Raw genomic sequence first — 22536 nt, 5'->3', positions numbered from 1 at the left:
GGATCAGCCGCGAGGGCTCGGATCCGGGCCGACCGGCTGCTAGGCCGACAGTCCAAGGCGCGTCATCCGTGCACTGTGGTTCTCCACCAGCCGCGCCATGATCCTGGTGATCTCGGCCAGGCTGCCGTTCGGGGCCCCGGTGAGCAGTCCGGCCAACGCGGGCCGCTCGGCAAGCACCCGCTGTGCCTGACTCATCGCCTCGCCGACCAGTCGGCGGCCCCACAACGCCAGTCGTCCGGCGCTGTCGGGATCCGCGTCGATCGCCGCCCGCACCCGGCTGACCGCGAAGTCGTCGAACCTGTCGGCGGCCAGCACCTCGTGTACCAGCTCGCGAGTGCTGTCGTCGGCCAGATCGGACACCTCGCGGTAGACGTCGGAGGCCAGCCCGTCGCCGATGTAGGCCTTGAGCAGCCCCTCATGCCAGGTCTTCGGCCGGGTGAGCGCGTGGAACTCGTCGAACGGCCGACGGTATGGTTCCATCGCCGCCAGCACATCACCGCCGAGCTCGACGATCCGGTCCTCCGCCTTGCTGAAGTGCGCATACTGAACCGCGGCCATGCCGGTCATCTCCACCCGGTCGGCCAGCTCCGGCGCCAGCCGCGCATCCTCGGCGAGACGGTCGAACGCGGCGAGCTCGCCGTAGGCAACAACACCCAGTAGTTCGAGCGCAGCACCGGGCGCATCGTCGGACGCCATATCGAGCAGCATAGGAGGTATCGCCGACAAGCTAGAATGCCTGGCGGACCCTAGTATTCGAAAAGGCGAGATTCTGACTACCGACAGCACGAGCACCGAAACCCCCACCGATTCACCGGTGACCGCACAGACCACATTCTCCGATCTTGGCCTGCTACCCGACATCGTCGCCGCGCTGGCCGACGTGGGGATCGAGCATCCCTTCCCGATCCAGCAGATGGCCATCCCGGTCGCCCTGACCGGCGCTGACCTGATCGGCCAGGCCCGGACCGGAACCGGAAAGACACTTGCCTTCGGCACCACGCTGTTGCAGCGGATCGTCGTGCCCACCGACCCCGACTTCGAGTATCTGGCCGAGCCCGGAGCTCCGCAGGCGCTGGTCGTCGCGCCGACGCGAGAACTCGCCAGCCAGGTCGGCAAGGACCTCCAGACCGCATCGGCCCGCCGCAAGGCCCGGGTGCTGACCATCTACGGCGGCGTCGCGTACGAGGACCAGTTGTCCACGCTGCTCTCCGGCGTCGAGATCGTGGTCGGCACGCCCGGACGTCTGCTCGACCTGGCCGACCGCGGCGCCCTCAACCTGGCCCACATCAAGGTTCTGGTCCTCGACGAGGCCGACGAGATGCTCGACCTGGGGTTCCTGCCCGATGTCGAACGCATTCTGGCCAAGACACCGGAGTTGCGCCAGACGATGTTGTTCTCCGCGACGATGCCGTCGGCGATCGTCTCGTTGGCCCGCCGGCATCTGCGGCACCCGTTGAACATCCGCGCCGAGTCGGCCAACGAACAGTCGACGGTTCCGGCGACCGCCCAGTTCGTCTATCAGGCACACGATCTGGACAAGCCCGAGATCATTGCCCGGATCCTGCAGGCAGAGTCACGCGATCGGGTGATGATCTTCTGCCGGACCAAGCGCAGCGCCCAGCGGGTCACCGATGATCTTGCGGAACGCGGCTTCAAGGCAGCATCCATCCACGGTGACCTGTCCCAGGTCCTTCGGGAGAAGGCGTTGCGACGGTTCCGCGAGGGCACGATCGACACGCTGGTCGCCACCGACGTCGCCGCCCGCGGCATCGACGTCACCGGGGTCAGCCATGTGATCAACTACGAGTGCCCGGACGACGAGAGCACCTACGTGCACCGGATCGGGCGGACCGGCCGGGCCGGCGCCTCCGGGGTGGCGATCACCTTCGTCGACTGGGCCGACCTGACCCGGTGGAAGGTGATCAACAACGCGCTCGGGCTGCCCTTCGAGGAGCCGCAGGAGACGTACTCCACCTCCGAGCACCTCTTCCATGATCTGGGCATCGACCCGTCCGCCAAGGGCCGGATCATCCCGGCACGCGACCGGTCCGATGATGATCATCAGTCCGATCGTGGCGGACGCGAACGCCCTCGCCGGGCCGAGAGGCCCAAGCGCAACAGGGTGCGCATGCGCAACGGGAAGCCGGTCGGCGGCGATGCGTCGGCTGCCGGGGACACCACGACATCCGGGACGGCTCAGGCCGCCGAGACGGCGCCCTCGTCCGAGGGCGAGGCGTCGGGCAACTCGACACCCCGCCGGCGGCGGCGCAGGCGGTCGTCCGGCACCGCCGGCCACAAGTCAGACGCCTGATCGCTCGATCCTGCCGACGATCTCGGCCAGCACCTGCGGCGCGGTGGTGTTCACGCCCAGGTCGTGATCGATCTTGCCGGTGCCGTGATAGTCGCTGGATCCGGTGACGAAGACCCCGAGCTCCCCGGCCAGGTCTCGGAGTGCGGCACGCGTCCGCGGATCGTGGTCCTGATGATCGACCTCGATGCCGGCCAGCCCGTGGTCGTTGACCAGCATCTTCAGGTATTCCGGCGGCAACGCGGCCTCCCGGCCCCGTCCCCACGGGTGGGCGATCACCGGTACGCCCCCGGCAGCGGTCACCAGGTCGATGCCGTGTGCGACATCGATCGTGTACCGCTCGACGTGGGCCGGTCCGCCATCGGCGAGGAACCGGTCGAATGCCTCCTGCCGGTCCCGCACGTGACCCGCCTCGACCAGCGCGTCCGCGATGTGCGGACGGCCCACCGACGGACTGTCCCCCACCTTGGCCAGCACCGCCTCCTCGGTCACCGGCACGCCGAGTTCGGCGAGCTTGGCCAGCACCGGCCGCAGCCGGTTGCTGCGACCCTCGCGAACCTTGGTCATCTCGCTCTGTAGTTGCTGATCGGACTCGTTGCCGCCGTACATCAGCAGGTGGATGCTCATTCCGCTGTTCTGGCAGGACAGCTCCATTCCCCGGATCACCGTGATGCCGATCCGCTCACCCTCAGCGACCGCCTGGTCCAAACCGTCGAAGGTGTCATGGTCGGTGAGCGCCACCGCCGACAAACCGGCCGCCTTGGCGTTGCGAACCAGCTCCGCCGGCGTGTCGGTGCCGTCGCTGACATTGGAATGGGTGTGCAGGTCGGTCGTCATGCCCGCCATTGTTGCCGATCGCCCCCGACTTCACTCCGACCGCCACCCGAGGGCATACCCGGTGGTCCACACCTACGACCGGACCGAACCGACGGACGCGGAACCGGCGGCCCCGTGCTGGTCCACGACGTCGCTGCCCGTCCGTCCAGCCGTTCAGCCGGCCGGTCCGCCGGTCCGCCGACCGTTCCCGCACCAGTTGCTCGGCGCCGCACCAGTTCCTCGACCTCGCACCCGCTGCAGCCGGTGCGCCGCCGACCAAGTGGTGCGCCGCCGACCAAGTGGTGCGCCGCCGAGTAAGTGGTGCGCCGCCGAGCACGGGGCGGGCGACGCCCCTTCGACGAGCCAGGGCACACGGATCGACCTGGCCCGCCGACCGTTCCCGCGCCAGTTGCTCGGCGCCGCACCAGTTCCTCGACCTCGCACCCGCTGCAGCCGGTGCGCCGCCGACCAGCCGGTGCGCCGCCAACCAAGTGGTGCGCCGCCAACCAAATGGTGCGCCGCCGACCAAATGGTGCGCCGCCGAGTAAGTGGTGCGCCGCCGAGCACGGGGCGGGCGACGCCACCTTCGACGAGCCAGGGCACACGGACCGACCTGGCCCGCCACCCGTTCCCGCACCAGTCGGTCGGCGCCGCACCAGTTCCTCGACCTCGCACCCGCTGCAGCCGGTGCGCCGCCGACCAAGTGGTGCGCCGCCGAGCACGTGGTGCGCCGCCAACCAAATGGTGCGCCGCCAAGTAAGTGGTGCGGCGCCGACCAAGTGGTGCGCCGCCGAGTACGACCACAGCCGGCTGCCCGACTTCTACGTTATGTAGAATCCTGCGAGCGGGCCGCCCGCCATCCGGTGCGGCGCTCGGTCCGACGAGCAAGCGATCCAGGCAGAAGGCGACAGCAGATGATGACGTACGTGGGACCGCTGGTCATCGTGCTGTTCGCCGCGACCGGCGGCTACTACCTGGTGCGGGTGGTCCGTGACCGCAACCGGAATGATCGCGTCGTCGACGGCAGCCATCTGCTGATGTCGATCCTGATGATCATGATGCCCTTGGGCTGGTCGGTCAGGGTGCCGGCCGGGGTGCAGATCCTGCTCTTCACCGCCGCCGCCCTCTGGTACGCCTATCTGTTCCTGTTCCGGCCCCGGGCGATCTTCGAGACCATCGACAGCCACCACTCCGGCAGGCCACGGTTGGCCTACCACTCGGTGATGATGCTTGCCATGGTCTGGATGGCGGTGATCATGGCTCCACTGCCCGGCGCCGGGCGCGCCGCCGCCGCGACCGCGGGTGGGTCCGGCTCGGCGGTGTCGGCCGCATCGCGCATGCAGATGCCGGGCATGGGGATGACCATGTCGGGCACTACAACGTCCCCGAAGTCCCCGGCGGGCGCGATCGGACCGTCCGCCCCATCGGCTCACCCCTGGGCCGATCCGGTCTCGATCATGATCGGCATCGGGTTCGTCGCCGCCACGCTGTGGTACGTCATCGGTTTCGTACGCATCGGGGCGGCAGCGGGTGCGGTCGATCGACGCCGGCTCGCCGACACCGGTGTGGCGGCGTTGATGGCAGCCGGCATGGCGTTGAGCAATCTGGCGGTGATCGTGTGACCGGCCCGAACCAGCTGACCCGCGCCGGTCGCCGGTTGATGCTGACCGCCGCCCTCGGACTGATGATCATCGTCGGCCTACCGGCCGCGGCGTCGGCTCATATCCGGGTCAGTGCCACCGATGCGACACCCGGAGGGTACGGGTTGCTGACCTTCCGGGTGCCGACCGAATCCGACACCGCCTCGACGACAGAGGTGATCATCAACTTCCCGGTCTCGACGCCGATCACGTCTGTGTCGGTGGCACCGGTCGACGGGTGGACCGCGCGGGTCCAGACCGGCAGGTTGGACAAGCCGGTGCACACCGACGACGGCCCGGTGGAGGCGTACGTGAAACGGGTGGTCTGGAGGGCGGACTCGCCGGCCGGCGCGATCAAGCCCGGCGAGTTCGGCCTGTTCAACCTCATGGCCGGTCCGTTGCCCAGGACGGCGACCGTCGCCTTCCCCACCGATCAGCATTACAGCGACGGCACGGTCGTCTCCTGGAACCAACTCCCGACCGGTGCGGCCGAACCGGACCATCCGGCGCCGGTCATCAACCTTTCCGGCCCGGCGACGGCGAGCCCGGCGCCGGAGCAGGCCGTGGTCGCCAGTCCGGTGCCCGGCCGGCTGGCCGTCATCGGGATCGCGGTCGCCGCCGTTGCGTTGGTGATCGCGATCATCGCCGTATTGCGCACCCGCCGGCCGGACGCCTGACCCGTGGTGCGCAAGGCTCTGCTGTTGATCGCCGTTCTGCCGGCAGCGTTGTTGATCATCGCGATCGGATCGCCGACCGCCGCCGCCCACGCTGTGCTGGTCGGCAGCACTCCGCTGGACGGCAGTCGGCTCGACCGCATTCCTGCTCGGGTGACGCTGCGCTTCGACGAACCGGTCCAGATCGTCACCGGAGGCACAACGGTGGTCTCCACTGCCGGCGGCAGGGTCGACGCCGGCAAGCCCTCGGCCGGCGACAGTGGCCGGACCGTGATCATCGCCCTGGACCGCCGCCCCGGATCGCACACCGCGACCTATCTGGTCAGTTATCGCATCGTTTCCGCCGACAGCCATGTCGTCGTCGGTTCGATCCGGTTCGGTGTCGGCGAGGACCCGCGATCCGTCAATCAGCCGTCCCAGGTCGGCGCCGGACCGCCCGGGGTGATCGCGGCGATCGGTACCGGGTTGACCTATGCCGGCGTGGTCGGCGCGGTCGGGTGCCTTGTCGCCGCACTCCTGGCCTGGCCGTCGGCACTGCGCTCGGACCGACTCCGTCCGATGATCATCGGTGGGCCGCTGTTGATCATGATCGGCACCATCGCCGAACTGCTCGCCGCGACGCCGGCGGCCGAAGGCACCGGTCTGGCCGGGATGCTGCAGCCGCAGAACCTGCCCTTCACCCTGATCGGTGACCAGGGCCGGCTGCTCGCGGCGCGGTTCACTCTGGCGGCCGCCCTGCTACCGCTGGGTGCAGCAGTGCGACCAACCCGCGCGCAGCCGCACGGCGATCGCATCCTGCAGGTGGCCTGGTGGATCGCTTCGACTGCCGTGCTGGTCACGATCGCCGCCTCCGGGCACGGATTCGCCGGTGCCAACCGGTGGCTCGCCCTGCCGGCGACCGCCGTGCACCTGGCCGCTATGGCGATCTGGATCGGCGGGGTGATCGATCTGCTGCTGGTCGTCCGACCACGATTGGGTTCGCTGCCGCGTGCCGCGCCTGCGATCGTCGATGCCTGGTCACGACGGGCGTTCCTGGCCGTCGCCGCATTGGTGCTGTCCGGAGAGTTCCTGGCCTGGCGCCAGATCCAGCCGATCGAAGCACTCTGGCAGACACCGTACGGGCTCACGTTGTTGATCAAGCTCGGCCTCGCGGCCGGCGCGGTGATCATCGGCTGGACCGGGAGCCGGATCGCCCTGCGCCGCGGGAACGTCGCTCGGGCCGGACGGCTGGTGATCGTCGAGGTCGTGATCATGGCTCTTGTGGTGGCCGCAGCCACCGTGTTGAGCGCCACTCCCCGGCCAAGGACCAGTACGGTCCGTCGGTCACCGTGTCGGCACGGTTTGCCGCCGATCAGCTGCAGGTGAGCATTCCCGACACCAGGCGTGGGCCGCAGGAGATCACCGTCGTGGCGGTCGACGCGTCCGGGCGCCGGGTGCGGATCCGCGCACTGTCCGGGCGACTGTCATCCGGTGACGCCGGGGTGTCGGCGGTCGACGTACGGTTCGATGCCGCCGGTGGGGCTTGGCGAAGTGTCGACGCGACGGCTCCGCTGCCCGGTCTGTGGCACCTGGAACTGGCGGTGACACCGCGGACCGGGCCGGCGTACGTGACCGCGGTCGACTACCGGGTCTGGTGACCCCGATCAGCTGAAATCTGCCGATCGCGCGGATTCCCATACCTGCAGGCGCTGCTGGGCACTCTCGCCCAGCCGGTCGAGCACCCGGGCGACGAGGTATTCCACCAGCAGCAGACCGCCGGCGAGGGTGTCCAGCGCGGACGGCGCCGCGACGTCGACGGCCAGCCGCACCGCCGCATGATCAGCGGCAGGCGAGCCGGGCTCGTCGGTGATCACCAGGACCGATGCCTGTTTGCCCGCTGCGGTCGCGGCCAGCCGGGACATCGCCGGCTGGTAGCGCTGGACATCGAAGACAACCACCACGTCTCGGGCACCGAGATCGACCACGTCGGGCAGGGACGCGCCGGGCGGGTCGTCCAGCAGCCGTACGCCGGCTCGAAGCGCCTGGAGATTGGTCGCCAGGTGCCGGGCCAGCACCGTGGAGAACCGGCCGCCGACCGTCAGCAACTGACCCCGTTGATCAGTGAGCAGATCGACCGCCGCCTCGATGCCAGTGGCCGGGATGCGCTCGAACCCGTGGATCGCCCGGTCACCGATCACCCGAGCGAATCCGGCAAGATCGGCCGTCTCGCCGATCGACCTGCTCCGAAGTTTCGACAGTGGGCCGAGGCCGGCACGCAACTCCTCGCGCAGCGCGTCCTGCAGGTCGGCGAAGCTCGCGAAACCCAGCGCCCGAACGAATCTGATCACTGTCTGCGTGCTCACCCGTGCTGTCCGGGCCAGCTCGCCGGCGGTCGACAACGCCGCCGCCGGATAGTCGGCGAGCAGGCACAGAGCCACCCGTCGCTCACTGGGCCGAAGGCTCGCGCTGGTGATCCTGCCTCGGACCCCGGTGGCCGCCGGCGACGGCTCGGCGTCCATGGCTCAGGCGGCTTCCCCGGTACGGGTGCCGGCCCGTCCACCGATCGTGCGGAACTCCACCGCCAGACTCCTCAGGTCCACCCGGGCAGCCGAGTTCTGCGCCATCGGCGTCCAACCCTCGGTGGCCAGACCGCTGGAACTGAAGACGACCGACCGTCGGCCCTGTAGCCAGGACATCCGGTAGTAGTGGTCGACGTGGTCGCGCGGCAGGTCCTCGCCAAGGCCGGAAGCGGCGAAGTCGTCCCGGGGGATCGGCGCTCCGGCGTTGGCGTGCACGGCGATCAGCTCCGTGCCGGACGCCACCAACAGGTTGAGTGCAGCCCGGGGGAAGCGGTTCTTGAGCTCCTCGACAACGTCGGTCACCGCACTGAAGAGCGGCACGCCCTGCTCGACCCGGCGGACGACCAGTGCGAAGACCAGTGCCGAATCGGTCGTGCCACCGATCCGCGCGATCTCCTCGGCGGTGACCAGCTCGCGCAGCCTGCCGACCGGGGTGACGCTGCCGTTGTGGGCGAGCACGATGTCCCCCCACCGGAAGGGATGGGTGTTGTCCACCACGTTGGCCATGCCGGTCGTGGCCAACCGGAGATGAGTGACCCGGACCCGGCACGGCGTGCCGTTGAGGGCATCGGTCAGCGATGCAGCGGCCACCGGGTCGCCGGGGTCCCGCAGCCGTGCCATCGAGCCGTCCTCGGCCAGCCACGCGGTGCCCCAGCCGTCGGCATGTAACCGGCCGAGGCGTTGGAACTCCGAGCAGTGCTCCGTGCCGATCGCCTCCCGATCAGTGATCGGGTCAAGCGACGCACGCCCGAGCAGGCGGCACATCGTGCTCCCTTCGACAGATCACCCGACGCTCGCGGGGCCGGACGCCCGACCGAGTGGCACCACACAGCCCGTCGCGCCCCGCGGTCAGAATGTTACAGGTCCAACATGATGAGAAATCTGTCGCAGCCGTAACACATTCGACACGAATCTGCCGGAGGATAGGGCCATGCCGAATGAGTCGACGACGGGGTCGCTGGCCCAACGCCTGACCGACCAGTCCGTACGGTTCCTGGCCGGGACGATCTGGAACCCCAACGGCCTGCTGCTGGCCAAGACCGTGCCGACCGGGCGGGCCGACGTGTTCGCCGGCAGCGGCCTCGGCGCATCGCCCACCTGGCACGGTTTCGCCATCGACCACGGCGGCATCGCCTTCACCGAGGACATCACTCCGGTCGGCGACCTGCGCCTGCGGGTCGAGCCGGAGGCGATCCGGGTGATCGGCGACGGGCTGGCCTGGGCGCCGGCGATCTTCGTCACCCAGGACGGCGGCCCGGTGCCCGAGTGCACCCGCAGCGCGCTGGTCAGGGTCGAGGCGGCGCTGCGGGAGGCGGGCATCGGCGCCCGGGTCGGGCATGAACTGGAGTTCCAGTTGGCCGCTGCCGACGGCTCCGCCCTGCCGGCGACCGGGTGGGCGCCGTACTCGCTGGCCGGTGTCATCCAGCATGAGGACTTCATCCGGGAGCTGTACGCCGACGCTGAGCGGGCCGGGCTGCAGATCGACCAGCTGCACCCGGAGTACGCGGTCCGGCAGTTCGAGTTCGCCCTGGCGCCGCAGGCACCGGTTGCCGCCGCGGACGCCCTGGTGCTGGCCCGGCTGGTCGTCCAGCGGGTCGCCCGTCGGACCGGTTACGCGGTTTCCTTCTCGCCCAAGCCGCAGGCCACGGACGCGGGCAACGGCGCACATCAGCACTTCTCGCTGATCCGAGACGACACGCCGCTGTTCTCCGGCGGTGACGGGCCGCACGGCCTGACGGCCGACGGGATGGCGGCGATCGGCCGGGTGGTGGAGTTGATCAGCGACCTCCAGGCCGTGCTGGCCGGCTCGGTGTTGTCGACCGTCCGGATGGCTCCCGGCACCTGGGCCGGTGCCCACGCCGCCTGGGGACTGGAGAACCGGGAGGTCGCCGTCCGATTGATCGCGGCGACCGGCGGCAACCCGCGCGGCGCCCATGTCGAGGTCAAGATCATCGACCCGTCGACATCGGCCTACGTCGCCTCGGCCGCGGTCCTGGCGGCGATGCTCGACGGCATCACCAAGCACACCTCGCTCCCCGCCGAGACCGTACGTGATCCGGGGACCATGTCGCAGGCGGAGCGTGACGCGGCCGGCATCGCCGTGCTGACCACCGACCAGCGTGCGGCTCTGGACCGGTTGGACGCCAGCGCGGACGTCCGGGCGCTGCTCGGCGACCGGTTGGTCGACACCATCCTGGCCGGCCGGCGATACGAGGCCGAGCACTACGGAAACCTCGAACCGGCCGTTCTCGCCGACCGCTTCCGCTTCGCCTGGGGGTTCTGATGCGGGTCTCGAACGCGACCGCCGACCGCACCGCGACGGAACTGGCCGAACGGCTGCAAACGCTCCGGCCGGTCGACCACCACGTACACGGATGCTGGCTCTCCGACGGCTCGCGGGGGCGCTTCGAGAACGCGCTCAACGAGGCCAACACCGATCCGCTTCCCGGCTGGGACTCGGCGTTCGACACCCAGCTGGGCTTCGCGGTCCGGGCGCATTGCGCCCCGCTGCTCGGCCTGCCGGCACACGCCGACCCGGACGCGTACTGGAGACGACGCGACAGCATCGGAGAGGCGGCGGTGGCAGAACGGCTACTGCCCGCTGCGGGAATCCAGGACTGGCTGGTCGACACCGGATTCGGGCGGGACATCTGCAGTCCCGAGCAGCTGGCGAGGGTTGCCGGCGGGACCGCACGCACCGTGTTGCGGTTGGAGTCGGTGGCCGAACAGGCACTGACCTCGGGACCGGACTATGCGCGCAACTTCGCGGACTTGTTGGCGGCAGAGACCGACCGGCAGGGGGCGGTCGGCTTCAAGACCGTGATCGCCTACCGCACCGGATTCGCGATCGACTGGTCCGAGCCGTCGCCGAGTGCGGTCAACGAGGCCGCCCGCCGCTGGGCGGACAGCGGCGGCCGTCGCCTGGCCGATCCGCTGCTGCTGTGCTTCGGCATTCGGACCGCGCTGGCGCTGCAGGCCAGGTCGGCCGGGCTGCCGGTGCAGTTCCACGTCGGCTTCGGCGACCGGGACGAGGATCTCGGCCTGACGGACCCACTGCTGCTGCTCCCGCTGCTGCGCGACCCGATCGCAACGAACGCCTCGATCGCGCTGCTGCACTGCTATCCGTACGAGCGCCAGGCGGGCTATCTGGCGCAGGCGTTCGCCGGGGTCCATCTCGACGTCGGGTTGGCCGTCAACCATCTGGGCGGGCGGAGCAAGGACCTGCTGGCCCGCAGCCTGGAACTTGCTCCCTTCCGCAAGCTGCTCTACTCCTCCGACGCCTACGGGCCCGCGGAGCTGCACTATCTCGGCGCCCATCTGTGGCGGGCCGGTACCGCCGCCGTGTTGGCGTCCTTCGTCGACGACGGGCATTGGTCACTGGCCGATGCCTTGCGGATCGCCGACCTGATCGCCTCAACCAACGCGCGCCGGCTCTACCGGCTCTGAACCACCAGCCACCAGGAGCACCGATGACCGAACCATCCAGCACACCATCCGGCACACCGTCCGGCGTCGTATCGCACGGCAGCCGGCTGAAACGCAACCTCAGTGTGTGGCAGGCCATCGGCGTTTCCCTGGCGTTGATGGCGCCGTCGATGGCCGCCAACATCAACCCGCAGGGTACGGCGTCGGTTGTCGGCCGGGCGGTACCGCTCGCCTTCGCGCTGGCGACCGTCGGCGTCCTGCTGATCGCGTACACCTTCGTCCGGCTGAGCCAGCGGTTCAGCCACTCCGGCAGTGTGTACGGCTTCGTGGGCGTCACCCTCGGCCCGCGCACCGGGATCATCGCCGGCTGGTTGAACGCCGGCACCTACCTGTTCTACGGCGTGGTCACCTCGATGGCCGCGGGCCGATTCATCAATGATCTCGTGTCCGCGTCCGGGTTGTGGCCGGACGCACCCGACTTCATGGCGTACGTCTTCGCCTGGGTGGCGCTGGCCGTGGTGTGGTTCCTGGCCAGCCGTCAGGCCAAGGGCGGGACGCGGGTGCTGTTCATCACCGAGACCGTCACCGTCGGGCTGATCCTGATCGTCACGGTGATCGTGTTGATCAAGCTGCTTTCGGGCAGCGCGCCACAGGGCCCGGGATTCGATCTCTCGGTCTTCAGTGTGGCCGGCCACGACGCCTCGACGGTCTTCCTCGGCATCGTCTTCGGCTTCCTGTCCTTCGCCGGTTTCGAGGCTGCGGCGACCCTGGGTGAGGAGGCCAGGGAACCCAAGCGCGACATCCCCCGGGCGATCCTCGGGACGGCGATCTTCGGCGGCGTGTTCTTCGTCGTCGTCACCGCCGTCGAGGTGATGGCCTACGGCGCCGACCAGGCCGGCATCAAGACCTTCATCAACTCCGGTTCGTTGATCGGCGAGCTGGCCTCGGACTGGGTGGCACCGTGGCTCGGTGTGCTGATCACCATCGGTGCCACCGTGTCGGCCGCTGCCTGTGCCCTGGCGACGGTGGTCGGTTCCTCCCGGTTGATCTTCGCGCTCAGCCGGGACGGTCTCGGACCGAGGATCCTGGCCGACGTTCATGATCGGCACGGTGTGCCGCATCGTGCCGTCACCGCGTCGATCGCGGTGATCTTCGTTGTCGAGCTGGTAGCGATGATCTTCGGGGCACCGTCGCTGCAACTGTTCATCGACAGCGGCACCGCCGGCACCCTGATCCTGCTGATCGCGTACGGGCTGGCGACCGTCGGCTGCGTCAAACTGCTGTTCTTCTCCGGACCGGCGGCTCCGGGTGTCAAGCCGGTGGCCCGGTGGGAACTGGTGATTCCGGTGCTGGCCATGCTGTTGCTTGCCTACACCCTGTTTCGCAACGTCGTTCCGCTGCCCAGCGGGTCCGCGTTGTGGGGACCCGGCCTGTCGATCGCGATGCTGGTGATCGTCCTGGTCGTGGTGCTCGCCCGGCCGGCCGCCGCCCGGCGCGCCGGAGAACGGCTCACCCGTTCCGAGGGCTTGCAACCGGCGGAGCCCAGCGACGCCCAGCACTAGATCACCTGCGGTCACCGAAGTCCGCTGCCGGCCGGCAGCAGCCGGGACAGCAGGCCGACGACGATCATCAGGCCGGCGAGCACCAGGGCCGAGACGGCGAAGGCGAACCCGAGACCATGATCGGCCAGGCCGAAGAACACCAGGCCGAGCATCGCCACGCCGACCGCCGCCCCGACCTGCTGGACGGTCGCCTGCACTCCGGCGACCGCACCGACGTGGTCGGGGTCGGCGCCGGCGATCACCAACGCTGTCAGGGAATTCAACCCGAGCCCCTGACCGAGCCCGATGATCATCAGTGCCGGCAGCAACGCGGCCACCGGTCCGCCGTCCCCGATCCGGAGCAGCGTGCCGGCCAGGACCGCGAACCCGACCACCAGGATTGCGGCAGCGGCCACCAGCACCCGCCGGCCGTACCGGTGGGTCAGCGAGGGCGCCGGCAGCGAGGTGATCAGATAGCCGGCGGCGATCACGCTGAACACCAGTCCCGAGCCGACCGGACCCATTCCCCTGCCCTGCTGGAGGTACAACGCAAGGATCAGGTACAGCGGCGGCTGGTTGGCCTGGTAGATGAGGGTCGCCAACAGGCCGGCCCGGACAGTCCGGGACACGAACGCCGCCGGGTCGAACAGCGGAGCGGCACCGCGGGCGGCCAGCCGGCGTTGTTGCACCACAGCGCCACCGAGCAACGCGCCGGCGGCCGCAAGACTCAGCCAGGACCACAGCGGCCAGCCCATCGCACGGCCCTGGACCAGAGCGAGCATCATCATCCCGAGTGCGGCTCCGACGAGCGCGAGACCGACCAGATCGACCGGGCGGCGGGCAGCCGCCCTGGACGGCGGAACGATCCGCAACAACGCCAGCGCGAGTGCCGACAACGGCAGATTGATCAAGAAGATCGCCCGCCACCCCGTTCCGAGCAGGTCGGCGTTGATCAACAGCCCACCGATCAGCTGGCCGCCGACGGCGGCACCGCCCATCACCAGACCGTAGACACCGAGGGCACGCCGACGATCGGCTCCGAAATACAGTGCGCCGATGATCGCCAACACCGTCGGCGACATCAGGGCGCCGCCGACGCCCTGGACCAACCGGGCCGCGATCAGCAGTCCGGGCCCGGAAGCCAGTCCGCAGGCCAGCGAGGCGATGGCGAAGATCCCGATCCCGATGGCGAGAACGAGTCGGCGGCCGTACCGGTCGGCGAGCCGTCCGCCGGAGATGAGGAAGATCGCCATGGTCAGCCCGTAGCCGGCCACCACCCATTGCACGGTCGCCGAACCGGTGTGCAGCTCGGACTGGATGTCCGGCAGAGCGACGTTGACGATGAAGAAGTCCAGGATCGCCATCGTGGTGGCGATCATCAGCACCGGTAACGGTGCCCACTTGCGCAACCGCGTGGGCCGCAGTTCCGGGCCCCGGTCCGTCTGACCAAGAAGTGATGTCGTCATGCATCTGTTCTCGGGTCTCCTGTTACCGGAGGGTCAAGAGGCGTTTCACACCCGACGAAATGACTGGACTCTCCCCCTACCGGAGACCCGAGAATGTTCGGCATGGCCAACCTCGTGACCATCGGCGACTTCTCCCGGATGTCGTTCCTGAGCGTCAAGACCCTCCGGCACTACCACGACGTCGGTTTGCTGAAACCCGCCGACGTCGATGCCTACACCAGCTACCGGCGCTACAGCACAGATCAGCTGGCCGACGCCCAGGTGATCCTGCGGCTGCGCGGCTTCGGAATGCCGCTGGAGGAGATCCGCCAGGTCCTGAACGCGTCCGATGTCGAGACCAGGAATGCGGCGATCATCAGTCACCTGCAACGGATGGAGACGCGGCTGGCCGAGACCCGATCGGCGGTCCAGTCGCTGCGTCAGTTGTTGCAGGCCGACACCGAACCGCTGGTCGTCGAGCATCGGCATCTCGAGCCCTGCTGGGCGCTGACCGTGTCGACCAATTCGTCGATCCAGACCGGCGGCCCCTGGCTGAACTCGGCGCGACGAACACTCGCCGACGCCCTGTCGGCCACCGGCCTGCAGCGCAGCGGCCCGGACGGGTCGCTGTACTTCGCCGAATTCTTCACCGACAGCGGATTCGCCGACCTCGACGAGGTCGTCACCTCCAAGGTGGTCGCCTTCGTTCCGGTGGGACTGGCCCCGGGTGAGCCCGACGACGATTTCGACCTCGGCGCCGGGATCGAACTGTCGCAACTACCGGCGGCTGAGCTTGCCGTCACCACCCATCACGGCAGTTGTACCGAGCTGGACCGCAGTTACGCCCGACTCGGCACCTATGTCACCGAACGTGCGATCGGGGTCGCCGGACCGATCCGGGAACATCATCTCGATCCGGTCGACGCCCCGGACGAGGGATTGCGGACCGAGGTCTGCTGGCCGGTGTTCCGGCTGCAGTGACGCCCACCGGAGAACCCGGCACCGATCAGGAGGACCCCAGCAGCGAGCGGACCGTCCGCAGGCCGACCGACAACCGTGCGAGATCCGGTTCGGAGTCGCTGATGTCGATGATCGTGGCGATCTCCCGGTCGATGGAACCGATCGATTTCTCCCAACGGTCGATGAGTTCGGCCGACTCGGTGTCCGCATCGCCGAGTGCCAGCATCTCGGCGGTCAGCTGGGTCTGTACGGCGTGGAGGTCGTCCCGGAGCGCGGCCCGTGCCATCGTCTCCCACCGGTCATCCCGCGGCAGCGAGGTGATCCGGTCCAGCAGGCGGTCCAGGCCGAGCCGCTGGCCGAGGGTGAAGTGCAGTTCGGCGACCCGAACCGGATCGTGATGATCACGAACCGCTGTCTGGGTGATCGACAGGGCCGCGTACGCCGGTGGCAGCAGGGCGACGGCGGACGCCAGCCCGGCATCCGCACCGGCCATCTCGTATCGGGTACGGCCACGGTCGAACGCCTCGACATCGCGTCCGGACAGTACCCGCGGCAGCGCCTCGACAACGGCCCGGACGCCTGAGGAGAACTGGTCGACCACATCGCGGATCCGCAGCGAGCCCCGCCGGTTGGCGATCAGCCAGCGCGTCGACCGCTCCACCAGCTTGCGAACCTCGAGCCGCAGCCGGGTCTGGGTGTCGGCGTCGATCTGGTGATCGAGCCGCCGGATACGCGCTTCCAGGTCGTCGGCGTCGAACAGCATGCGGGCCGACACCTGGGCACGGATCAGATCCGCGGTCGTTGCGGGCGTCTCGATGCTCAGCCGGTGGAAGCAGGTGATGCCGGACTGATTGACGAACTGGTTGACAGCGATGGTCGAGATGATCTCGCGGTGCAGCTGATGGCGCGGCATCAGCTCCGCGTATCGCTCCCGCAGTTTCGGCGGGAAGTACTCGACCAGCAGATGTGCCAGATCAGGATCGTCGGGGAGGTTCGTCTGCAACACCTCCCGATCCAGAACGATCTTGGTGTAGGCAAGCAGCACCGACAGCTCCGGTACTGTCAGCCCGGCTCCCCCGGCGCGCCGCTGGGTCATCTCCTGGGTTGACGGCAGGAATTCCAGCTGGCGATCGAGCAGCCCCTGCCCGGCGAGCCGCTGCATCCAGTCCTCATGCACGCCGGCCATCGATGCCGCCTCGAACGCGCTGTTGGCCAAGGCCAAATTCTGCCCGTCGTTGTTGGCCAACACCAGATCGGCGACGTCGTCGGTCATCTCGGTCAGCAATGCGACCCGGTCATCGGCGCTGAGCCGGCCGGAGGCGACCTCGTCGGCCAGCAGGATCTTGATATTGACCTCGTGATCGCTGGTGTCGACTCCCGCGGAGTTGTCGATGAAGTCGGTGTTGATCTTGCCGCCGGCTGCCGCGTACTCGATCCGCCCCAATTGGGTGAAACCGAGGTTTCCGCCCTCGCCGACACATCGGGCGCGCAGATCGGCACCGTTGACCCGCAGGTAGTCGTTGGCCTTGTCGCCGACATCGGCGTTGCTCTCTGCTGCCGCCTTGACATAGGTGCCCACCCCGCCGTTCCACAGCAGGTCGACCGGAGCCTTGAGAACGGCGCTGATCATCTCCGCCGGCGACAGCTTCGTCACCCCGTCGTCGATGCCCAGCACATCGCGCATCTCGTCGGTGATCTTGATCGCCTTGAGATGCCGGGCAAAGATGCCACCGCCCGGGGAGATCAGGCTCTTGTCGTAGTCGTTCCAGCTCGACCGCGGCAGATCGAACATCCGCTTGCGTTCGGTCCAGGAGACTGCCGGGTCGGGATGCGGATCGATGAAGACGTGTCGATGATCGAACGCGGCGACCAGCTTGAGATGCTTGCTGAGCAACATGCCGTTGCCGAACACGTCGCCGCTCATGTCACCGATTCCGACGACGGTGACCTCCTGGTTCTGGACGTCGACGCCGAGTTCGCGGAAATGCCGCTTGACCGATTCCCACGCGCCACGGGCAGTGATCCCCATGCGCTTGTGGTCGTAACCGGCCGAACCACCGGAGGCGAACGCGTCACCGAGCCAATAGCCGCGAGCGACGGCGACCTGGTTGGCGATGTCGGAGAAGGTCGCGGTGCCCTTGTCGGCGGCGACCACCAGATACGGGTCGTTGTCGTCGTAGCCGATCGCCCGATCGGGCGCGACCAGCTGTCCGGCAACGATGTTGTCGGTGATGTCCAGCAGGCTGCCGACGAACAGCTTGTAGCAGGCGACCCCTTCGGCCATCCAGGCGTCGCGGTCGGTGCCAGGATCGGGCAGCTGCTTGCAGTAGAAACCGCCCTTCGCTCCGACCGGGACGATCACCGCGTTCTTCACCATCTGCGCCTTGACCAGACCGAGCACCTCGGTGCGGAAGTCCTCGGACCGGTCCGACCAGCGCAACCCGCCGCGGGCCACCGGACCGAATCGCAGATGAACCCCCTCGACCCGCGGCGAATAGACGTAGATCTCGTAGGCGGGCCGCGGTTCCGGCAGTCCGGGAATCTTGCGCGGAAGGAGTTTCAGCGCGATCGTGTCCCGCCCTGCCTGGTAGAAGTTGGTCCGGACGACCGCGTTGATCACCGTGAGATAGGCCCGGATGATCCGATCATGGTCAAGGCTGGCGACATCGTCCAGCCCGCTTCGGATCCGGGACACGATCTCGTCGGCGCGGGCGTTCCGCGTCTCCTGGTCAAGATCAAGATCGGGGTCGAAGCGGGCGGCGAACATGGCCACCAACTGCCGGCTGATCGCCACGTTGTCGGCCAGCGCCGAGGCGATGAAGGTCTGGCTGTAGGTGATCCCACCCTGCCGCAGATATCGGCCGATCGCGCGGAGCAGGCTGACCTCGCGCCATCCGAGATCGGCACCCATCACCAGGGCGTTGTACGGATCTGCCTCGCTCTGCCCGGTGTACGACGCCTGGAAGGCGTCCATGAACAGCCGGCGGGCCGGTGTGTCCCAACGCTTGGCCACTGCCGCCTTGCCGCCCGGCACCCGGAAACCGAATTCGTACACGTGGGCGGTCAGCGGCCGTCCGTCCGGCGCGGTCCCGAACGGCAACTCGTAGGGATGCTCGTCGACGACGTCGACGCCCAGCAATGACAGGTGCGGCAACACCCGGGACAACGACAGCTCCGCCCTGGTCCGGAAGATCTTCAACCGGAGGTCTGCCTGATCACCTTCGGCATCCGGACGGTAGAGCGCCAGCGCCATGTCGGTCGCAGGTTCGTCGGCGCCGGTCGCCGGACGACCGGCCCCGTGCAGCAGCCCGGACAGCGCCCGAAGATCGGCGATGCCCTGCGCCGGTGTGAAATCCTCCTTGTACCCCTCGGGCAGGGTGCGCGCGATCCTGGTCAGTTGATCAGCGCCCGGCAGGTCATCGATCAGGGCGGCGAAGTCGTCGTCCCAGGACCGAACAGCGACGGTGAACAGACGTTCCAGCTCGGCGACGTCGACGTCGCCGATCGTCCGGCCCTCCGGCATCCGGGCAACGAAATGCAGCCTGGCCAGGACCGACTCCGACACCCGCGTGGTGTAGTCGATGAGCACGTCGCCCAGCAGGTCGACCAGGACCTGTTCCATCCGGTTGCGAACCGCGGTCGTGTATCGATCGCGGGGGAAGTAGACCAGGCAGGACAGATAGCGGCCGTAGCTGTCGCGTCGGGCGAAGACCCGGACCTGACGTCGTTCCTTGAGCCGGCTGATCCGCTCGACGGTCTGAGCCAGTTCGTTGACCGACGCCTGGAACAACTCGTCGCGGGGATAGCCGTTCAACACATCGAGGATCGCCTTCGCACCGTGACTCTCCGGGGCGTACCCCGAACGCTGCAGAATCGCTGAGGTCTTCTGCGACAGCACCGGGATCCTGGTCACCGAATCCGTGTACGCGGTCGAGGCGAACAGCCCGAGGAACCGGCGTTCGCCGATCACCCGACCCTCGTCGTCGAAGCTGCGCAACCCGATGTAGTCCAGGTAGCTCGGCCGATGCACCCGTGCCTTGGCGTTGTCCTTCGTGATCACCAACAGCCGGGGAGGCTTCTCCCCAGGCAGCGGCAGTGCGGCGAATGCACCCGACGCGGCCTGATCGGCACGCAGGATGCCGAGCCCGGTGCCGGGCACCGGGTCCATCACGTAGGACGGCTCCGCATCCCGAACGTGCGGATCCTCGGCCCTCGCGGTGTATTCGCGGTAGCCGAGGAAGGTGAAGTTGTCCTCGACCAGCCAGTCCAACAGCACGCGGGCGGTGTCGATCTCGTCCTGTTTCGTGCCGGGCGCGGGTTTGATCTCGGTGAAGGCGCGGCCGGCCATCAGCCGCATCTTGTCCCAGTCGGCGACCGCCTCGCCGACGTGCCGGAGCACCTCGAGCAGCCCGCTCTCCAGATGCGCCGTCGCCTCGGCCGGAGGCAGTTCGGCAACGGCGTCGGTCGGGCTCAGCTCCAGGTGCATCCAGGACTCGGCGAGCACGGCCTGGTCTCCGGCAGCCTCCGCCGCGTGCACGACGGACTGCAGCTTGCCGTGCAGATCCCGTCGGACGAAGTACTGGGGATGGAAGACCTCATGGATCGTCCAGCCCTGCCGCGAGACCTCCATGGTGACCGAATCGACCAGGAACGGCTGGTCGTCGGTGACGATCTGCACGACGGTGGCACCGTTGGCGCTCCACCCGTCGGAATCCCGATCAGGGGTGCAGACCTGCACCTTGGAGGTGGCGGGCGGGCGATCCTGGGCGAGTCGGAAATGGTTGGCGACAAGCCCCAACAGGTCGGCGTCGGTACGCAGATCAACATCGTCGGCATCCACGTGCCGGAAGTAGTGGCCGAGGAACTCCCGGACCTGTTCAGGATCCTGACCCAGTTCCCTGGCCGCAGCGGCTCCTCGCGACGCGACGGCTTTGAGTTTGGCGTGCTTGTGCCGTTCGATCTCGGCTTCCCGGTTCAGCAACCCCGACCATCCTGTTGTGTGCGCGTCGACGTACGTCGCTGTACGCCGCCCCCTACCGACATTAGCGCCGGACCGGAGATTTCATCGGTCCGACCGGTGGACGGCGTGGTGTATCGCCGGTAGGTGCCGCTTTGCCGGGAGGACCTGTTTTGCCGGTAGGTCATGATGTGATCCATGAATATCGATACCCGCGCCGAGTTCGCCGCAACCCCGGACAAGGCCTTCGCCATGCTGACCGACAAGGCATTCCAGGAGGAGGTCTGCCAGCGGTCCCACGCGCGCAGCCACGACGTGAGCGTCGACGGCAACACCGTCAAGACCAGCCGCCAGCTGCCCGCACCGGACGCGGCCCGGCCGTTCACCGGCGAGACCCTGAACGTGGTGGAAGATGTCGCCTGGGCGGATGCCGACGGTGACGGCGGCCGATCGGCCGTGGTGACCTTGAAGGTTCCCGGGCAACCGGTCTCGTTCAACGGCCGCTACCAGTTGGCCGCCGCGGGCGCGGGCAGCGTCCTGACGTTGAAGGGCGAGTTGAAGGTCAACGTTCCGCTGCTGGGCAAGAAACTCGAGGAGGCCGCAGCACCGGCCCTGCTGGCCGGCTTCTCGACCCAGGAGAAGGTCGGAGCGGACTGGCTGACGCGCTGAGCGGGTTCACCGCTCCGGGAACTGTAGGAACGGTGCTGAAAGCACTGCTGGGATCGCCTGCTCGCCCGGTCGCGATCCTGGTCGGCATCGTGGCCGTCCTGCTGGCGGCCGGAATCGCGGCCAAGGCGTACCGGCTGCACCGGTTCGCCGAGTACGCGGTGACCGCTGACGGGCACATCGTCAGGCAGGGCATCGACTGCTTCGCGACCGACTCCGGACATGAGCGGATCCTCGTCGACTTCCCGGTCCCGGGCGGGCGTCACACCGCGTGGGTCAAGCATGCCTGCCGGGTGACACCGCCGGACTGGGGTCATGGACGGGGTGCGGTGTGGATCCAGTACGACCGTCAGCACCCCGACCGGCTGCGGGTGGTCAACGACACCTCCGACACCGACGCGATCACGGTGCTCTCGCTGGTGTTGATCATCTGGCTGGGCGCGCCGCTCGGCGTGCGGCGACTCTTCGCCCGGCAGCCTCCGGGCAGCTGACGATTCGCGCAGGGGCCCGCCATCCGAGCTCATTGCGGCTGCGGATGGCGATGGTCGGTCGGCGGTGATTCCGCGGCCAATCGCTTCCCCAACCGGCGGCACCGGTCGATCACCGCATGGTGGATCGGTCCGAGTGGCGAGCTGGTCCGCCACCAGATCGACACCTCCCGGCGGCAGGCGTCACCGACGATGGTGAAGGCCCGCAGTCCAAGATCATCTGCGGTCCGGACCGCAAGCCAGTTCGTGACGCCGACGCCGACGCCGGCGGCGACCAGGGCGAGCAGCGTCTGCGGCTGATTGGTCTGTTGAGTGATGGTGGGCTGCAATCCCGCGCCGGCGAAGGCGAGTTGGCTCTCATACGATCCGGTGCCGCGCGACGGCACGGCGGGGTTGCCGATGGTGATCAACTCCCTGCCGTCCAGATCACCGAGCCGCAGTCGCCCGTCCTCGGCACCTCCGACAAGTTCGTCGTCGGGTCGGACCACGGCGACCAACGGTTCGCTCCACAACGGGATCGCAGAGAATCGGGTTCTGGCCTCGGGAGCCGGCACGGTCGCGCGCACCGCAAGGTCGATGTCTCCGGACAGCAGCGCACCGTCCAGCTCCAGCGTCGCGCCTTCCCACAGGCTGACCTGGAGGCCGGGATGATCGACCGCAAGGTCGGCCAGCAGTTGCGGAAAGATCGCTGCCGCTGCCGACGGGTACATGCCGACGACCACCGCACCGGCCAGCCGACCGCTCGGAACGTCGACCGTGTGCTGCGCTTCGTCGAGGATGTCCACGATCCGGCGTGCATAGTCGGTGAGTCGTCGACCTGATTCGGTCAGCGCGATCGGCTTGCACGACCGGTCGAACAGGGTCGTCCGGAACACCCTTTCGAGATCCGCGACATGTGTGCTCACCCTCGGCTGGGACAGCCGAAGCGCCTCGGCGGCCGCGGAGAAGCTGCCGTGCCTGGCCACCGCGACCAGGCTGCGGAACCGGTCGACGCGCAGTTGTGCGAGCTGTTCTGACAGGTGGTGCACCAGGTTGCCCCTTCCGGTGAAGGCCGATC

At 68.5% G+C, this 22536-nt stretch carries 18 protein-coding genes; 11 read left to right on the top strand and 7 right to left on the bottom strand.

Annotation, left to right across the window (positions count from 1 at the left end; translation table 11 throughout):
- Positions 1 to 39: 39 nt before the first annotated feature.
- Positions 40 to 696 (bottom strand): ferritin-like fold-containing protein, encoded by a 657-nt coding sequence (locus tag GJV80_RS04530; protein ID WP_154686868.1) that lies wholly within the window; start codon positions 694 to 696, stop codon positions 40 to 42.
- Between the two features lie 118 nt (positions 697 to 814).
- On the opposite strand from GJV80_RS04530, the gene GJV80_RS04525 reads away from it, so the two are divergent.
- Positions 815 to 2311 (top strand): DEAD/DEAH box helicase, encoded by a 1497-nt coding sequence (locus GJV80_RS04525; RefSeq protein WP_230208132.1) that lies wholly within the window; start codon positions 815 to 817, stop codon positions 2309 to 2311.
- Here the strand turns inward: GJV80_RS04525 and GJV80_RS04520 are convergent.
- Positions 2300 to 3145: a PHP domain-containing protein gene (locus tag GJV80_RS04520; RefSeq protein WP_154686867.1), complete on the bottom strand. Its 846-nt coding sequence runs from the start codon at positions 3143 to 3145 to the stop codon at positions 2300 to 2302. The genes GJV80_RS04525 and GJV80_RS04520 overlap by 12 nt on opposite strands.
- An 893-nt stretch (positions 3146 to 4038) precedes the next feature.
- Between GJV80_RS04520 and GJV80_RS04515 the strand changes: the two genes are divergently transcribed.
- Genes GJV80_RS04515 through GJV80_RS04500 form a run of 4 tightly spaced genes read left to right on the top strand, consistent with a single transcriptional unit; the run spans position 4039 to position 7075 of the window.
- Complete coding sequence (locus GJV80_RS04515; protein ID WP_154686866.1) at positions 4039 to 4746, top strand: DUF5134 domain-containing protein; 708 nt, start codon at positions 4039 to 4041, stop codon at positions 4744 to 4746.
- A complete protein-coding gene (locus GJV80_RS04510) occupies positions 4743 to 5441 on the top strand; it encodes a YcnI family protein (protein ID WP_230208131.1) in 699 nt (232 codons plus the stop codon). The genes GJV80_RS04515 and GJV80_RS04510 overlap by 4 nt, the downstream gene beginning before the upstream one ends.
- 3 nt (positions 5442 to 5444) lie before the next feature.
- Positions 5445 to 6803 (top strand): copper resistance CopC/CopD family protein, encoded by a 1359-nt coding sequence (locus GJV80_RS04505; protein WP_154686865.1) that lies wholly within the window; start codon positions 5445 to 5447, stop codon positions 6801 to 6803.
- Positions 6800 to 7075 (top strand): hypothetical protein, encoded by a 276-nt coding sequence (locus tag GJV80_RS04500; protein ID WP_154686864.1) that lies wholly within the window; start codon positions 6800 to 6802, stop codon positions 7073 to 7075. The genes GJV80_RS04505 and GJV80_RS04500 overlap by 4 nt, the downstream gene beginning before the upstream one ends.
- Before the next feature lie 6 nt (positions 7076 to 7081).
- Here the strand turns inward: GJV80_RS04500 and GJV80_RS04495 are convergent, their stop codons facing one another.
- Together GJV80_RS04495 and GJV80_RS04490 are read right to left on the bottom strand one after the other, a co-directional pair.
- Positions 7082 to 7936, bottom strand: coding sequence for a MurR/RpiR family transcriptional regulator (locus GJV80_RS04495; protein ID WP_154686863.1), 855 nt, complete (start codon positions 7934 to 7936; stop codon positions 7082 to 7084).
- A gap of 3 nt (positions 7937 to 7939) precedes the next feature.
- Complete coding sequence (locus GJV80_RS04490; RefSeq protein WP_154686862.1) at positions 7940 to 8761, bottom strand: class II glutamine amidotransferase; 822 nt, start codon at positions 8759 to 8761, stop codon at positions 7940 to 7942.
- 166 nt (positions 8762 to 8927) lie between these two features.
- Between GJV80_RS04490 and GJV80_RS04485 the strand changes: the two genes are divergently transcribed.
- From GJV80_RS04485 to GJV80_RS04475, 3 genes are read left to right on the top strand one after another with little or no spacing between them, the layout of a single operon-like run.
- Entirely contained in the window at positions 8928 to 10280 is a 1353-nt protein-coding gene (locus tag GJV80_RS04485) for a glutamine synthetase family protein (RefSeq protein WP_154686861.1), read from the top strand.
- A complete protein-coding gene (locus GJV80_RS04480; RefSeq protein WP_154686860.1) occupies positions 10280 to 11443 on the top strand; it encodes an amidohydrolase family protein in 1164 nt (387 codons plus the stop codon). Before GJV80_RS04485 ends, GJV80_RS04480 begins: the two co-directional genes overlap by 1 nt.
- Before the next feature lie 23 nt (positions 11444 to 11466).
- Positions 11467 to 12984: an APC family permease gene (locus tag GJV80_RS04475; RefSeq protein WP_154686859.1), complete on the top strand. Its 1518-nt coding sequence runs from the start codon at positions 11467 to 11469 to the stop codon at positions 12982 to 12984.
- Positions 12985 to 12995: 11 nt separating this feature from the next.
- On the opposite strand, the gene GJV80_RS04470 is transcribed toward GJV80_RS04475, so the two are convergent.
- On the bottom strand, positions 12996 to 14429 hold the full coding sequence (locus GJV80_RS04470; RefSeq protein WP_154686858.1) for an MFS transporter: 1434 nt from the start codon (positions 14427 to 14429) through the stop codon (positions 12996 to 12998).
- Positions 14430 to 14531: 102 nt separating this feature from the next.
- Here GJV80_RS04470 and GJV80_RS04465 point away from each other — a divergent pair, with 102 nt between their 5' ends.
- A complete protein-coding gene (locus tag GJV80_RS04465; protein ID WP_195909157.1) occupies positions 14532 to 15389 on the top strand; it encodes a MerR family transcriptional regulator in 858 nt (285 codons plus the stop codon).
- Positions 15390 to 15414: 25 nt separating this feature from the next.
- Here the strand turns inward: GJV80_RS04465 and GJV80_RS04460 are convergent, their stop codons facing one another.
- Complete coding sequence (locus GJV80_RS04460) at positions 15415 to 20349, bottom strand: NAD-glutamate dehydrogenase (protein WP_154686856.1); 4935 nt, start codon at positions 20347 to 20349, stop codon at positions 15415 to 15417.
- A gap of 174 nt (positions 20350 to 20523) precedes the next feature.
- Here GJV80_RS04460 and GJV80_RS04455 point away from each other — a divergent pair, with 174 nt between their 5' ends.
- Positions 20524 to 20994, top strand: coding sequence for a DUF2505 domain-containing protein (locus tag GJV80_RS04455; RefSeq protein ID WP_154686855.1), 471 nt, complete (start codon positions 20524 to 20526; stop codon positions 20992 to 20994).
- Positions 20995 to 21026: 32 nt separating this feature from the next.
- The gene (locus tag GJV80_RS04450) at positions 21027 to 21482 is read left to right on the top strand and encodes a hypothetical protein (protein WP_154686854.1); all 456 of its coding nucleotides are present in this window, start codon (positions 21027 to 21029) and stop codon (positions 21480 to 21482) included.
- Positions 21483 to 21511: 29 nt separating this feature from the next.
- Here GJV80_RS04450 and GJV80_RS04445 read toward each other — a convergent pair whose 3' ends face one another.
- On the bottom strand, positions 21512 to 22507 hold the full coding sequence (locus tag GJV80_RS04445) for a LysR family transcriptional regulator (RefSeq protein ID WP_195909156.1): 996 nt from the start codon (positions 22505 to 22507) through the stop codon (positions 21512 to 21514).
- Positions 22508 to 22536: the final 29 nt, after the last annotated feature.

This window comes from Microlunatus sp. Gsoil 973 (genome assembly GCF_009707365.1).
Lineage (GTDB): Bacteria > Actinomycetota > Actinomycetes > Propionibacteriales > Propionibacteriaceae > Microlunatus.
Note: the sequence above shows the minus strand (reverse complement) of the source record. Positions and strands in the feature narration are given on the sequence as shown.

What these genes read in the sequence shown, in the direction of transcription:
- GJV80_RS04475 (WP_154686859.1), top strand. Translation starts at nt 11,467, where the DNA reads ATGACCGAACCATCCAGCACACCATCCGGCACACCGTCCGGCGTCGTA.
- GJV80_RS04520 (WP_154686867.1), bottom strand. Translation starts at nt 3,145, where the DNA reads ATGACGACCGACCTGCACACCCATTCCAATGTCAGCGACGGCACCGAC.
- GJV80_RS04480 (WP_154686860.1), top strand. Translation starts at nt 10,280, where the DNA reads ATGCGGGTCTCGAACGCGACCGCCGACCGCACCGCGACGGAACTGGCC.
- GJV80_RS04530 (WP_154686868.1), bottom strand. Translation starts at nt 696, where the DNA reads ATGGCGTCCGACGATGCGCCCGGTGCTGCGCTCGAACTACTGGGTGTT.
- GJV80_RS04455 (WP_154686855.1), top strand. Translation starts at nt 20,524, where the DNA reads ATGAATATCGATACCCGCGCCGAGTTCGCCGCAACCCCGGACAAGGCC.
- GJV80_RS04490 (WP_154686862.1), bottom strand. Translation starts at nt 8,761, where the DNA reads ATGTGCCGCCTGCTCGGGCGTGCGTCGCTTGACCCGATCACTGATCGG.
- GJV80_RS04485 (WP_154686861.1), top strand. Translation starts at nt 8,928, where the DNA reads ATGCCGAATGAGTCGACGACGGGGTCGCTGGCCCAACGCCTGACCGAC.
- GJV80_RS04470 (WP_154686858.1), bottom strand. Translation starts at nt 14,429, where the DNA reads ATGACGACATCACTTCTTGGTCAGACGGACCGGGGCCCGGAACTGCGG.
- GJV80_RS04515 (WP_154686866.1), top strand. Translation starts at nt 4,039, where the DNA reads ATGATGACGTACGTGGGACCGCTGGTCATCGTGCTGTTCGCCGCGACC.
- GJV80_RS04495 (WP_154686863.1), bottom strand. Translation starts at nt 7,936, where the DNA reads ATGGACGCCGAGCCGTCGCCGGCGGCCACCGGGGTCCGAGGCAGGATC.
- GJV80_RS04465 (WP_195909157.1), top strand. Translation starts at nt 14,532, where the DNA reads ATGGCCAACCTCGTGACCATCGGCGACTTCTCCCGGATGTCGTTCCTG.